At 73.8% G+C, this 13,127-nt stretch carries 14 protein-coding genes; 9 read left to right on the top strand and 5 right to left on the bottom strand.

The window, feature by feature from the left end; all coding sequences use genetic code 11:
- The first annotated feature begins 114 nt into the window (after positions 1-114).
- A complete protein-coding gene (locus ACZ4W5_RS24090) occupies positions 115-459 on the top strand; it encodes an MmcQ/YjbR family DNA-binding protein (protein WP_465656787.1) in 345 nt (114 codons plus the stop codon).
- Positions 460-646: 187 nt separating this feature from the next.
- Positions 647-1,858: an alpha/beta hydrolase gene (locus ACZ4W5_RS24085; protein ID WP_402483686.1), complete on the top strand. Its 1,212-nt coding sequence runs from the start codon at positions 647-649 to the stop codon at positions 1,856-1,858.
- A 14-nt stretch (positions 1,859-1,872) separates the two neighbouring features.
- Here ACZ4W5_RS24085 and ACZ4W5_RS24080 read toward each other — a convergent pair whose 3' ends face one another.
- Complete coding sequence (locus ACZ4W5_RS24080) at positions 1,873-2,856, bottom strand: helix-turn-helix transcriptional regulator (RefSeq protein ID WP_360228517.1); 984 nt, start codon at positions 2,854-2,856, stop codon at positions 1,873-1,875.
- A gap of 116 nt (positions 2,857-2,972) precedes the next feature.
- Between ACZ4W5_RS24080 and ACZ4W5_RS24075 the strand changes: the two genes are divergently transcribed.
- Positions 2,973-3,551: a TIGR03086 family metal-binding protein gene (locus ACZ4W5_RS24075; protein WP_465656785.1), complete on the top strand. Its 579-nt coding sequence runs from the start codon at positions 2,973-2,975 to the stop codon at positions 3,549-3,551.
- Between the two features lie 128 nt (positions 3,552-3,679).
- On the opposite strand, the gene ACZ4W5_RS24070 is transcribed toward ACZ4W5_RS24075, so the two are convergent.
- Complete coding sequence (locus ACZ4W5_RS24070) at positions 3,680-4,693, bottom strand: aldo/keto reductase (protein ID WP_465656784.1); 1,014 nt, start codon at positions 4,691-4,693, stop codon at positions 3,680-3,682.
- Positions 4,690-5,196: a MerR family transcriptional regulator gene (locus tag ACZ4W5_RS24065; protein WP_360228526.1), complete on the bottom strand. Its 507-nt coding sequence runs from the start codon at positions 5,194-5,196 to the stop codon at positions 4,690-4,692. Before ACZ4W5_RS24065 ends, ACZ4W5_RS24070 begins: the two co-directional genes overlap by 4 nt.
- Positions 5,197-5,311: 115 nt before the next feature.
- On the opposite strand from ACZ4W5_RS24065, the gene ACZ4W5_RS24060 reads away from it, so the two are divergent.
- Positions 5,312-6,145, top strand: coding sequence for a serine hydrolase domain-containing protein (locus tag ACZ4W5_RS24060; protein WP_465656782.1), 834 nt, complete (start codon positions 5,312-5,314; stop codon positions 6,143-6,145).
- Positions 6,146-6,148: 3 nt separating this feature from the next.
- Here ACZ4W5_RS24060 and ACZ4W5_RS24055 read toward each other — a convergent pair whose 3' ends face one another.
- Complete coding sequence (locus ACZ4W5_RS24055) at positions 6,149-6,925, bottom strand: pirin family protein (RefSeq protein WP_402483679.1); 777 nt, start codon at positions 6,923-6,925, stop codon at positions 6,149-6,151.
- Between the two features lie 253 nt (positions 6,926-7,178).
- Here ACZ4W5_RS24055 and ACZ4W5_RS24050 point away from each other — a divergent pair, with 253 nt between their 5' ends.
- The 5 genes from ACZ4W5_RS24050 (at position 7,179) to fabF (ending at position 12,241) form a co-directional block, all read left to right on the top strand.
- Positions 7,179-8,375, top strand: a complete 1,197-nt coding sequence (locus tag ACZ4W5_RS24050) for a PucR family transcriptional regulator (RefSeq protein ID WP_360228970.1) — start codon at positions 7,179-7,181, stop codon at positions 8,373-8,375.
- Between the two features lie 91 nt (positions 8,376-8,466).
- On the top strand, positions 8,467-9,435 hold the full coding sequence (locus ACZ4W5_RS24045; protein WP_360228535.1) for an ACP S-malonyltransferase: 969 nt from the start codon (positions 8,467-8,469) through the stop codon (positions 9,433-9,435).
- Positions 9,432-10,469: a beta-ketoacyl-ACP synthase III gene (locus ACZ4W5_RS24040; RefSeq protein ID WP_465656780.1), complete on the top strand. Its 1,038-nt coding sequence runs from the start codon at positions 9,432-9,434 to the stop codon at positions 10,467-10,469. The genes ACZ4W5_RS24045 and ACZ4W5_RS24040 overlap by 4 nt, the downstream gene beginning before the upstream one ends.
- Before the next feature lie 80 nt (positions 10,470-10,549).
- Positions 10,550-10,795, top strand: a complete 246-nt coding sequence (locus ACZ4W5_RS24035; protein ID WP_360228541.1) for an acyl carrier protein — start codon at positions 10,550-10,552, stop codon at positions 10,793-10,795.
- 183 nt (positions 10,796-10,978) lie between these two features.
- Complete coding sequence (gene fabF, locus ACZ4W5_RS24030; RefSeq protein WP_402483674.1) at positions 10,979-12,241, top strand: beta-ketoacyl-ACP synthase II; 1,263 nt, start codon at positions 10,979-10,981, stop codon at positions 12,239-12,241.
- Positions 12,242-12,305: 64 nt separating this feature from the next.
- Here fabF and ACZ4W5_RS24025 read toward each other — a convergent pair whose 3' ends face one another.
- Entirely contained in the window at positions 12,306-12,800 is a 495-nt protein-coding gene (locus ACZ4W5_RS24025) for a DUF3145 domain-containing protein (protein WP_360228547.1), read from the bottom strand.
- Positions 12,801-13,127 lie beyond the last annotated feature (327 nt).

The following is a 13,127-nucleotide window of genomic DNA, read 5'->3' as shown; positions in this document are numbered from 1 at the left end:
TACCCCCCCCCCTCCCCCCCCCCTCCCCCCCCCCCCCCCCCCCCCCCCCCCCCCCCCCCCCTCCGCCGGTGCTCCCCCCCCCCGGTGCACGGGGCCCTGCTCTACCCTGCCGCCATGGTGACGTTCGACGAGTTCCGCGCGATGGCCCTGGCCCTGCCGGAGGCCGCCCAGGAACCGACCTGGGGCATCCAGACCCTGCGGGTCCGCGGCAAGGTCTTCGCGATGGGCGACCCCGACGGCGACAGCGTCACCGTCAAGGCCACCCGCGAGGACCAGGCCGAACTGATCGCCGCCGAGCCCGAGGTGTTCTCCTTCGCACGCTACGTCGGACGGCACGGCTGGGTGAGCGTCCGGCTGGACCTGGTCGACCCGGAGGAACTGCGCGACGTGGTCACCGAGGCCTGGCGGCGGACGGCCCCCAAGCGGGTGGTCACCGAATACGACGCCCAGCAGCCTTAGCACCGCCGGAACAACCACACAAGGACGTCGGGAGGACACTCCCGGTTCATGTGATCCATCCCACAGTTTGGGCGTGTCCGTCACCCTCCTGTGACCTCTACGCTTTCCCAGGGAAGTCAGCAAGTCCATTTCGCACCCTCCGGGCACCGCCCGAGAAACGGTGACGGGCCCCAAGGGAGTTGGTGCGGTGCGCAACCGTCGACGCTGGAAGCGGGTACTGATCGGGGCGTTCGCGGGTTGTGCCGTGCTCGCCGACGCGGGTGCCTCGGCAGCCGCGGCCGCGGTCTCCTCGGAGCAGCTGGCGATCTCCACGCCTCCGGCCGGCAGCGCCGCCTGGATCCAGGACCACTCCTTCGGCCGCATCCTGCCCGACCCGGCCACCACCAGCCCGGCCGACGCAGCCGCCTTCTTCGCCTCGCTCGCCCCCACCGAGCTGGACCGGCTGATCAAGGACTACCCGCTGGTCGTCGGCAACTACGACGGCGCCCCGCTGGACCTGCGCTACCGCGCCAACCGGATCGCCCTGGCGAACGAGCGCGACGCCGCCCGGGCCCGCGCCGCCGACAGGAAGCTGGACTCCGACACCCGCGCGCTGGCCGTCTCCCGCGCCAACGACGTCGAGCACCTGCTCGCCCCCGGCCGCCAGGTCCTCGCCTTCGACCCGCGCGGCCGCGGCCTGGTCACCGAGGTCTGGGGCGACCTCGCCGACGCCGAGCACGTCTCCGTCATCGTCCCCGGCTCCGACGCCGACCTCGGCCACTTCGACCAGGCGGCCGAGCCGCTGCGCTCCCCGGCCGGCATGGCCCGCGCCCTGTACGCCGAGGAGCAGCGCCAGGCCCCGGGCACCCGCACCGCCGTGATCGCCTGGACGGGGTACGTCACCCCCTCGGGCCTCGGCCCGGACGCGGCCACCTCCCGGCTCGCCGACGTCGCCGCGCCCCGGCTGGAGCGACTGCTGGCCGGCCTCCGGGAGACCACCCGCCCGGACGCGCCCCCCGCGCTGCTCTGCCACTCGTACGGCTCGGTGGTCTGCGGCACCGCCGCCCCGAGGATCCCGCGGGCGGCCGCCTCGCCGTCCGACACCTCCGGCATCACCGACATGATGGTGTTCGGCAGCCCGGGCATGGGCGTGCAGTCGGCCGACGCGCTGGGCGCCGGCGTCCACGTGTGGGCCACCCGCAACCCCAACGACTGGATCGGCAACGTCCCGTTCCTGGAGGTCGGCAAGCTCGGCCACGGCGCCGACCCGACCGGCAGCGGCTTCGGCGCCGAGCAGATCTCCTCCGCCCGCGCGTCCGGCCACAACGGCTACTTCACCGACGGCACCGACAGCCTGCACAACTTCGCGGCGATCTCGCTCGGCGACTACCGCGACGTCGTCCGGCCCACCAACTCCTAGCCCCTGCAGGGGCGTTACTGCTCCTGGTACAGCCGCAGGGCCTCCGCCGCCGCCCGCGCCAGCTCGCGCCGGGCGGCCGGCGGGCCCAGCACCTCGACCTCGGCGCCGAAGGCCAGCAGCGCGCGGACGGCCGCCGCGGCCGGGAAGGCCATCGCCAGCTCGACCCACTCCTCGGTCGCCCCGCCGCCCGTCTCCGGCGGCACGGCCGTGACCCGGCCGCCGTGGATGCGCAGGAACATGTCCAGCCGCCCGCGCCGGACCCGCACCCGGACCGGCACGTCCTTCGGCAGCCGCTCCACCTGCTCGCGCAGCGCCGCCCACACCTCGCCGAGCGTCACCCCGGCCCGGCGGCGCACCGCCTCCTCGGCGGTCTCGGCGGCGAGCACCCGGTCGGCCCGGAACAGCCGCGGCTCGCCGTGCAGATCGGCCACCAGGTACCAGACCGCGGCCTTGTTCACCAGGCCGTACGGGTCGACGGTGTACTCCACCGGCGCGGGCGTGCCGCTGTGCCGGTAGCGCAGCCGCAGCCGCCGGTCGGCGAACACCGCGTACTGGAGCTCGCCCAGGTCCGGCGGACTGCCGGTGCCCGCCTGCGGGTTCTGCATCCAGCGCGCCGGGTCGACCAGGATGCGCTCGCTGACCCGCTCGGCGGCCGGGCGGTGCGGGGCGGGCAGCGCGGCCATCACCTTGCGCAGCGCCGAGCCGAGCGCGCCGTCCAGCCCGAGGTCGCTGTGGGCGCCCTGGGCGGAGAGCACGAACAGGGCCCGCGCCTCGTCGGCGGTCAGCCCGGTGACGTCGGTGCGGTAGCCGGGCAGCAGGTTGATGCCGCCGTGCCGGCCGCGTTCGGTGAACACCGGCACCCCGGCGGCGGAGAGCGACTCGACGTCCCGGTAGATGGTGCGGACGGACACCTCCAGCCGTTCGGCCAGTTCGGTGGCGGGCACCCGGCCCCGGGTCTGGAGCAGCAGCAGGATCGAGAGCAGGCGGTCGGCCTTCATGGCTCCAGAATCCCAAGAATCCTGACGGCACTTGTCAGGTTTTACTGGGAGATTGCGTTCCGAGCCCGAGCGACCACCAGAGCAAGGGCCGTACCGTGCAGAGGAGCCGACCGCAGATGAACGCCGTCCAGGACGCCCGCCCGCAGTACCTCGCCGCCCTCGACCAGCTGGCGCGGCTGGTCGGCGCCGTCGCCCCCGCCGACCTCGACCGGCCCACCCCCTGCGAGGAGTACACGCTGCGTCAGCTGCTGAACCACGTGGTCGGCGGCGTCCACCGGTTCGCGTACATGGGTGAGGGCGGTCACGCCCAGGACGTCGTGGCCGCCGTCGAGGACCCGTCGGACGACGGCTGGGCGGCCGCGCTGGACCGGGCCCGCACCCGGGTGACCGCCGCCTGGTCCGACGACGCCAAGCTGGGCCGCCCGACCTTCGCGCCCTGGGGCGAGGTGCCCGGGGCGATCGCGGTCGGCGGCTACGTGATGGAGCTGGTCACCCACTCCTGGGACATCGCCACCGCCCTCGACAACGGCTTCGCGCTGGACGACGACCTGGCCCGCACCGCGCTGGCCGTCGCCGAGCTCGTCCTGCCGCCGGAGAGCCGGGTCGCGGGCACCCCGTTCGGCCCCGTGCAGCCGGTCGCCGACGACGCCGACGTGCACGCCCGGCTGGCCGCCTGGATGGGCCGCAAGGCCTGAGGCCCCCGTTCCGTGACCCCGTGGCGTGAACCCCGGGGGCGTGACTCCGGGGCCCGCGCCCCGGAACGGCCGTACGGGCCCGGAGGTCACCGACCCCCGGGCCCGTACGGCCGCTCTCCCGGTCCCGGCTACTCGCGCCCGACCGAGGTGTTGCTCATGTCCGCGTAGCGCTCGCCCGCCACCCGCCCGGCCAGCGGCTCCAGCAGCGCCAGCTCCTCCGCGCTCAGCCGCAGGGCGACCGCGCCGGTGTTCTCGACGAGCCGGCTGCGCTTGCGGGTGCCGGGGATCGGCACCACGGTCAGCCCGTGCACCTGGGCCCGCTGCTGGACCCAGGCCAGCGCGACCTGGGCGAGCGTCGCGTCGTGGGCCGCGGCGATCTCCCGCAGCGGGGTGAGCAGTTCGCCGTTGGCGAAGGCGTTCTCACCGGTGTAGCGCGGGCTGCTGCGGCGGAAGTCGTCCGCCGTGAGGGCCGCGGCGTCCTGGAAGGCGCCGGTCAGGAAGCCGCGCCCGAGCGGCGAGTACGGCACGAAGGCGACACCCAGCTCGGCCGCGGCCGGCACCGCGGAACGCTCGACGTCCCGGGCGAACACCGACCACTCGGACTGCACCGCGGCGATCGGGTGGACGGCGTACGCCTCGCGCAGCTCGGCCCCGGTCACCTCGGACAGCCCCAGCTGCCGCACCTTGCCGGCCTTCACCAGCTCGGCCATCGCGCCGACCGATTCGGACAGCGGCACGGCCGGGTCACGGCGGTGCATGTAGTACAGGTCGATGGTCTCCACGCCGAGGCGGCGCAGCGAGCCCTCCACCGCGGTGCGGATGTACTCCGGGTCGTTGCGGACGGCCCGGCGGCTCGGGTCCTCCTCGCTGCGGTCGATGGCGAACTTGGTGGCGATGACCACCCGGTCGCGGTTGGCGCGGACGAAGGGGGCGAGGAACTCCTCGTTGCGGCCGTGGCCGTACATGTCCGCGGTGTCGAACAGGGTGACGCCGACCTCCAGCGCGGCGTCCAGGGTGGCGCGCGCCTCGTCGGTGTCGGTCGGGCCGTAGAACTCGCTCATGCCCATGCAGCCGAGGCCCTGGACGCCCACCAGCGGGCCGTCGGTGCCGAGGGGGGCGGTGGGGAGGACGGGGTGAGTCATGCGCTCTGCTCTTCCTCTACTGCTCGGTGGTACTGGCATCGGACGGGGGCGCCGGCACTGTCGGCGATCCTCCCGGCATAGAGATCGATCTTGTGGTCGAGGACGGCCAGGGTGGCCTGGAGGTCGACGATCCGCTGCCGGACCTCCTCGCGCTGGGTCTCCAGCAGCTCCCGGCGCTCGACGTAGGTCTCGTCGCCGCGGCGGGTCATGTCGACGTACTTGAGCATGTCCGCCACCGACATCCCGGTCAGCCGCAGCCGGCCCAGGAAGGCCAGCCGGTGCAGGTCGCCGTCGCAGTAGCGGCGCTGGCCGCCGGCCGCGCGGTCGACCGGGTCGAGCAGGCCGATCCGCTCGTACCAGCGGAGCGTGTGGGCGGTCAGGCCGCTGACCGCGGCGACCTCGCTGATGGTGTGCCGCGGGGTCCGGTCCGGCTCGCCGGCCGGGCCGTTGAAGACCTCGGCGCAGCTGCGCAGACCGGCCCGGGCCCGTACGGGTGTGGCCATGATCGATTCCCCCTGTCCTGTGACGACGACGCTACCGAGTTGGAGTGCACTCCAAGCAAGCCACCCACCCGGGTGCCCCCGCCACCCGGCTGGACCGCACATTAGAGTCGACCGCATGGAGAGCTTGCGGATGATCGACAACTGGCCCGTGCCCCACGCCGCCGCCGCGGTGGTCCGGGGGTCGGACGGCGCGGTGCTGGGCGCCCACGGCCCGCAGCAGCACCTCTTCCCGCTGGCCTCGGTGACCAAGCTGCTGACCTCCTACGCGGCCCTGGTCGCCCTGGAGGAGGGCGTGTTCGAGCTGGACGACCCGGCCGGCCCGCCCGGCTCCACCGTCCGCCACCTGCTCGCCCACACCTCGGGCCTCGGCTTCGACGAGGACCGGCTGTTCGCCGAGCCCGGCAAGCGCCGGCTCTACTCCAACGCCGGTTTCGACGCGCTGGCCGCCACCCTGGCCGAGGCCGCCGGGATCGCCTTCCACCGGTACGTCGCCGAGGCGGTGTTCGAGCCGCTGGGCATGCACGACACCCTGATCAACACCGCGAGCAAGTCCCCGGCCGGCGCCGGCGGCCTGTCCACGGTGGCCGACCTGGCCCGGTTCGCCGCCGAGCTGCAGTCCCCGAAGCTGCTGGACCCGTCCACCGTCCACCGGGCCACCCGCGAGGTCGCCTTCCCCGGCACCAGCGGCGTGCTGCCCGGCTACGGCCACCGCCGCCCGAACGACTGGGGCCTCGGCTTCGAGATCCGCGACGGCAAGAGCCCGCACTGGACCGGCACCGCCAACTCCCCGGAGACCTTCGGCCACTTCGGCCAGTCCGGCACCTTCCTCTGGGTCGACCCGCAGGCCGGCGCGGCCTGCATCGCGCTCACCGACCGGGACTTCGGCCCCTGGGCCGTGGAGGCCTGGCCGCCGCTGTCCGACGCCGTCCTCGGCGAACTGAGGGGCTGACCCTCAGCCGTACGAGACCGGCGAGTGCATCTCCCAGAGCAGGAGTTCGGCGCCGGTCTCCCCGGCCGACGGGTCGGCGAAGGCCTCGCCGGTGATCCGCACGCTGTCGCCGGGCACCATCGACCGCCCGGCGCCCTTGGGCCCGGGCACGGTCCGGTAGCCCAGCGAGCCGGCCGTCAGGTGGGCGTACCGCCAGGGCGCGGCGGGCAGTTCGGGCAGCGGCCGCCAGGGGCCGGCGGTGGCCAGCCAGAGCGCGGCGTCACGGCGGCGCAGCCGCAGGGCGTCCGTCCCGGCGTCGCGCTCCAGGCCGGAGGCCAGCAGCGTCAACCCGCCGTCCGCCGGCTCCACCTTGCGCAGCCCGTACGCCGGGGCGGCGTCGAACTCGTCCGGCTGCAGCCACATCTGGACGAAGCGCACCGGCCCGGTGGCGCCGCCGACGTTGCGCTCGGTGTGGGTGACCCCGGAGCCGGCGCTGAGGTGCTGAACCATGCCCGGGCGCACCACCCCGTGGTGGCCGTGCGAGTCCCGGTGGGCGAGAGCGCCTTCCAGCACCCAGGTGAGGATCTCGGTGTCCCGGTGCTTGTGCTCCTCGAACCCGGCGCCGGGCGCCAGGAGTTCCTCGTTGCACGCGAGCAACGCGCCGAAGTGGGTGTTCTTCGGGTCGTAGTGGCCGGAGAAGGAGAACGCGTGTCGGGTCTCGATGCCCTCGGCGGGGGTGGAGCGGTAGCGCTCGGCGGTGCGGCGCTGGTCGGCACGGGGGCGGGCGGCGGCATCGGTCACGCCCCTCACCGTACTGCTCCGGACGGCGCGCGCCCGGGCGCGGACGCGCCCCGAGCCCCGGGGGTGTGAGCGGCACCACCGTGCCGCTGCGCCGGGGGGTGTGCACGAGCAGTCACTCGCGTGAGGCAGTCTTGTCCTTGTGCCAGCCGCTTCCGCGAACTCCAAGAGCGAACCCAGTCCCGCCGCCGAACCCACCGGCAAGAGCCCGGCTCCCCGGACCTCCCGCGACCGCCCCGGCCGCCCCGCCCCCCGTCTGACCGCCCAGGAGCGCCGGAACGCCGCCGAGCGGGCCGAGCGCCGGGCCGCGACGCTCAAGCGGCTGGAGAAGTCCTCGGGGAAGCTGGCCACCGCCGCGATCTCGCGGATGGACGACCAGCTCGGCTGGTACCGGCGGATGCCACCGGAGCACCGCTCCTGGATCGGCCTGGTCGCCCAGGCCGGCATCGCCGCCTTCACCGAGTGGTACCGCCACCCGGAGGCCGCCCGGGCGATCTCCACCGACGTCTTCGGCACCGCCCCGCGCGAGCTGACCAGGGCGATCACGCTGCGCCAGACCGTGGAGCTGATCCGCACCACGATCGAGGTGATGGAGGAGGCCATCGAGGAGGTGGCCGCCCCCGGCGACGAGGCGGACATGCGCGAGTCCGTGCTGGTCTACGCCCGGGAGATCGCCTTCGCCACCGCCCAGGTGTACGCCCAGGCGGCCGAGGCGCGCGGCGCCTGGGACGCCCGGCTGGAGGCGCTGGTGGTGAACTCCCTGCTGTCCGGCGACGCCGACGAGGGCGTGCTCTCCCGGGCGGCCGCCCTGGGCTGGGGCCAGCCCAGCCAGGTCCGGGTGGTGATGGGCAGCGCCCCGGACGGCGACAGCGAGCTGGTGGTCGAGGCGATCCGCCGGGCCGCCCGGTACGCCAAGCTGAACGTGCTGACCGGGGTGCTGGGCAAGCGCCTGGTGGTGGTGGTCGGCGGCGACAAGGAGCCGGTGCACGCCGCCCGGGCGCTGATCGGCCAGTTCGCGCCGGGCCCGGTGGTGATCGGCCCGACCGTACCGGACCTGCTCTCGGCGACCCGCTCGGCGCACGCCGCCGCGGCCGGCCTGCGCGCCTGCGCCGCCTGGCCGGACGCCCCGCGCCCGGTGCTCGCCGACGACCTGCTGCCCGAACGGGCACTCGCCGGGGACCAGGCCGCCCGCCGCCAGTTGGTGGAGGAGATCTACACACCGCTGGACGAGGCCGGCTCCGCCCTGCTGGAGACGCTGAGCGTCTACCTGGAGCAGGCGTCCTCCCTGGAGGGCGCGGCCCGAATGCTCTTCGTGCACCCCAACACGGTGCGCTACCGGCTACGACGTGTGACCGACGTCACGGGGTACGCCCCCTCCGACGTACGTTCGGCGTTCACCCTGCGGATCGCACTGGCCCTCGGCCGGCTCACCGCCGCCGGGGAGCCCGGCTGAGCCGGGGTGTAGGGACCATACAATCCCGGATGGTTTTCTTCGTTACCGTCGCCTACCCGCCCCCGGGCGCCTGGCGAGAGAGGGTTGAACCGTGCTCGTAATCGTCGCCCCTGGACAGGGTGCCCAGTCCCCCGGTTTCCTCAGCCCCTGGCTCGAGCTGGACGGTGTCGCCGACCGCCTGCGCCGTTGGTCGGAGCCCGCCGGGCTCGACCTGGTGCACGCCGGGACCGAGGCCTCCGCCGAGGAGATCAAGGACACGGCCGTCGCCCAGCCGCTGCTGGTCGCGGCCGGTCTGGTGACCGCCCGCGCGCTGTTCCCGGACGAGGAAGCCGCCCGCAAGCTGACCGGCGCCGTCGCCGGCCACAGCGTCGGTGAGATCACCGCCGCCGCCCTCGCCGGGGTGTTCGGCGCCGCCGAGGCGCTGACCTTCGTCCGCGAGCGCGGCCTGGCCATGGCCGAGGCCGCCACCGTCACCGAGACCGGCATGACCGCCGTGCTCGGCGGCGACCCGGAGGTCGTGGCGGCGAAGCTGGCCGAGCACGGCCTGACCGCGGCCAACAACAACGGCGGCGGCCAGATCGTCGCGGCCGGCACGCTGGTCCAGTTGGAGGCCCTCAAGGCGGACCCGCCGGCCGGCGCCAAGCTGATCGCGCTCAAGGTGGCCGGTGCCTTCCACACCGAGCACATGAACCCCGGCGTCGAGCGGCTCGCCGCGCTGGCCCCGAGCCTGGCCGTGGCCGACCCGCAGGTCACCTACGTGTCCAACAAGGACGGCGGGGTCGTCGACTCCGGCGCCGAGGTGCTGGCCCGCCTGGTGTCGCAGGTCTCCAACCCGGTCCGCTGGGACCTCTGCACGGAGACCCTCGGCCGACTGGGCGCGACCGCCGTGATCGAGCTGTCCCCCGCGGGCACGCTCACCGGGCTGCTCAAGCGCAACCTCAAGGGCGTGGCCACGCTCGCCCTGAAGACCCCCGCCGACCTGGACAAGGCGCGTGCGCTCATCGCGGAGCACAGCGGCCAGGGGCAGCCGGACCAGCAGCACCAGGAGGACCTGGCATGACCAAGCCGCAGATCCGCCCCGCCACCGGCGCGCAGTACTCCCGGATCCACGGGGTCGGCGGCTACCGCCCGGTCCGGGTCATCCCCAACTCCGAGGTCCTGGAGTGGATCGACTCCTCGGACGAGTGGATCCGCACCCGCAGCGGGATCGCCGAGCGCCGCTGGGCGGGCCCGGAGGAGAGCGTCGCCGAGATGTCGCTGCAGGCCGCCGGCAAGGCCGTCGCGCAGGCCGGCATCTCCCCCGAGCAGATCGGCGGCGTGATCGTCGCGACCGTCTCGCACCTCAAGCAGACCCCCGCGATCGCCACCGAGATCGCCGAGCGGCTCGGCTGCGGCACCGCCCCGGCCTTCGACATCTCGGCCGCCTGCGCCGGCTTCGGCTACGGCCTGGGCCTGGCCGACGGCATGATCCGCGGCGGCAACGCCGAGTACGTGCTGGTGATCGGTGTCGAGCGGCTCAGCGACCTGACCGACAAGTCGGACCGCTCGACCGCCTTCATCTTCGGCGACGGCGCCGGTGCCGCGATCGTCGGCCCGTCCGACACGCCGGGCATCGGCAAGCTGATCTGGGGCTCGGACGGCTCGCAGTCCGACGTCATCAGCCAGACGCAGGCCTGGGACACCGCCTTCGCCAAGCCCGACGCCATCAACGGCCCGGGCGAGGAGCAGGACCACAAGTGGCCGGCCCTGCGGATGGACGGCCAGCCGGTGTTCCGCTGGGCGGTCTGGGAGATGGCCAAGGTGGCCCAGCAGGCGCTGGACGCCGCCGGGATCACCGCCGACCAGCTCGGTGCCTTCATCCCGCACCAGGCCAACATGCGGATCACCGACGCCATGATCAAGGCGCTCAAGCTGCCCGCGTCGGTGCCGGTCGCCCGCGACATCGCGGAGACCGGCAACACCTCCGCGGCCTCCATCCCGCTGGCGATGGAGCGCATGCTGGAGTGCGGCGAGGCCCACAGCGGCGACCTCGCGCTGATCATCGGGTTCGGGGCGGGTCTCGTCTACGCCGCGGCAGTCGTTACGCTCCCCTAGGCGCGTTTCGCCCCACCCATCCACAAGCCCGTGTTCGGCCGACGGTCGGACGCGTTCAACACCGAAGAGGAGCAGCCAGTATGGCTACGCAGAACGAGGTCCTGGAGGGTCTCGCCGAGATCGTCAACGAGATCGCCGGCATCCCGGCCGAGGACGTTGCGCTCGACAAGTCCTTCACCGACGACCTGGACGTCGACTCGCTGTCCATGGTCGAGGTCGTGGTGGCCGCCGAGGAGCGCTTCGACGTCAAGATCCCGGACGACGAGGTCAAGAACCTGAAGACCGTCGGCGACGCGGTGAACTACATCCTCACCAACGCCGCCTGAGCGATCGACTCGTACGAGTCGCCCAGTCCGTCCCGCGTGACGCACGCCCAGGACGGCTGACCCCGTCGGCCCGGCTCCGAGAGCCAGGCCGACCCGCCGGCCGGGACGCCCCACCGGGCGCCCGGCCGGGCCCTTCCTCGGCTCGCCGCCGACCCCGCACGAAACGTGAAAGAAGAGAGACCAGTGACCGCTGAGAACCGAACCGTGGTCGTCACGGGTATCGGCGCCTTCACGCCGCTGGGCGGCGACGCCGCCACCACCTGGGAGAACCTGATCGCCGGGCGCTCCGGAGTGGCGGCGCTGACCGAGGAGTGGGCCCAGGACCTGCCGGTCAAGATCGCCGCGCGCACCGCGGTCGAGCCGGGCGAGATCCTGCCCCGACCGCTGGCCCGGAAGCTGGACCGCTCCGCCCAGTTCGCGCTGATCGCCGCCCGCGAGGCCTGGGCCGACGCCGGCTTCGAGACCCCGGCCACCGACGAGTCCTCCAAGCTCGCCCCCGAGCGCCTGGGCGCCGTGATCGCCTCCGGCATCGGCGGCGTGACCACCCTGCTCGACCAGTACGACGTGCTGCGGGAGAAGGGCGCCCGCAAGGTCTCCCCGCACACCGTCCCGATGCTGATGCCCAACTCCCCGGCGGCCAACGTCGGCCTGGAGGTCGGCGCCCGCGCGGGTGTGCACACCCCCGTCTCCGCCTGCGCCTCCGGCGCCGAGGCGATCGGCTACGCGATCGAGATGATCCGCAGCGGCCGCGCCGACGTCGTGGTGGCCGGCGGCACCGAGGCGGCGATCCACCCGCTGCCGATCGCCGCGTTCGCCAACATGATGGCGATGTCCAAGAACAACGACGAGCCCGAGCGCGCCTCGCGCCCGTACGACAAGGCCCGGGACGGCTTCGTGCTGGGCGAGGGCGCCGGCGTGGTCGTGCTGGAGTCGCTGGAGCACGCCGAGGCCCGCAACGCCCGGATCTACTGCGAGGCCGTCGGCCAGGGCCTGTCCTCGGACGCCCACCACATCGCCCAGCCCGAGCCGACCGGCGCCGGGGTGGCCCGCGCGCTGGCCGACCTGTTCGACCGCAACGACCTGGACAAGGCCGAGATCGTGCACGTCAACGCGCACGCCACCTCGACCCCGCAGGGCGACACCGCCGAGCTCAAGGCGCTCCGCAAGGAGCTGGGCGACGACCTCGACCACATCCTGGTCTCCGCCACCAAGTCGATGACCGGCCACCTGCTGGGCGGCGCCGGCGGCATCGAGACCGTCGCCACCGTGCAGGCGCTGTACCACCGGATCGCCCCGCCGACCATCAACGTCGAGGAGCTGGACGACGAGGTGGACGCGAAGGTCGTGACCGAGGCGACCCCGCTGCCCGAGGGCCGGATCGCCGCGCTGAACAACTCGTTCGGCTTCGGCGGCCACAACGTGGTGCTGGCCTTCCGCACCCGCTGACACCCATGACGGAGGGGCCGGCGCCGTTACGGCACCGGCCCCTCCGTCGTGTCGTCCCGCGGGCTCAGACCACCTGGTGCAACCAGCGCACCGGCGCGCCCTCGCCCGCGTAGCGGAACGGCTCCAGCTCGTCGTCCCAGGGCTTGCCCAGCAGCCGGGAGATCTCGGCCTCCAGGTCGGCCCCCTCGCTGCGGGCCCGCAGCAGGACGGCCCGCAGCCGGTCCTCGGGGATCAGGATGTCGCCGTGGATGCCCGTGACGGCGTGGAAGATGCCGAGCGCGGGCGTGCTGCTGTACCGCTCCCCCTCCGCCGTGGCGCAGGGCTCGCTGGTCACCTCGTACCGCATCAGCTGCCAGCCGCGCAGCGCGGAGGCGAGCTTCGAGGCGGTGCCGGGCTCCCCCTGCCAGGAGAGCTCGGCGCGCCAGTGTCCGGGTGCGGCCGGCTGGCGGATCCAGTCCAGGCTCACCCGCACACCGAGCACCCCCGCGACGGCCCACTCGACGTGCGGGCACAGCGCGCGGGGCGCGGAGTGGATGTAGAGAACTCCACGTGTCGTCACCGGGACCTCCAGGCTGTGGACGAGGGTCGCCTTCCCCAGCTGCCTCGTGCCTGCAGTTGATCCACAGTTACCCACGTTAGCCGACATTAAGCTACTAAATTGAGCAAAACGGACAGGCTTTCGCTCAATGCTAGTCGAATCCTCAACGAGGTCTACCCCTCGGCCGGATCTCTCCCCCGAACGGCCCCATCGCCAGGCGGGACCACCGTACCGCGCGGCGCGGGGCGATGGATGACGCACTTTCGGATCCGGCCGGAATGCGGTAGTGCGGCCGGATCCCCTGCGCCGTGCACGCGAACCGCCCCGCACGCCCGGTCGGGGCGGCGG

This window comes from Kitasatospora sp. NPDC029367, from assembly GCF_055569135.1.
Note: the sequence above shows the minus strand (reverse complement) of the source record. Positions and strands in the feature narration are given on the sequence as shown.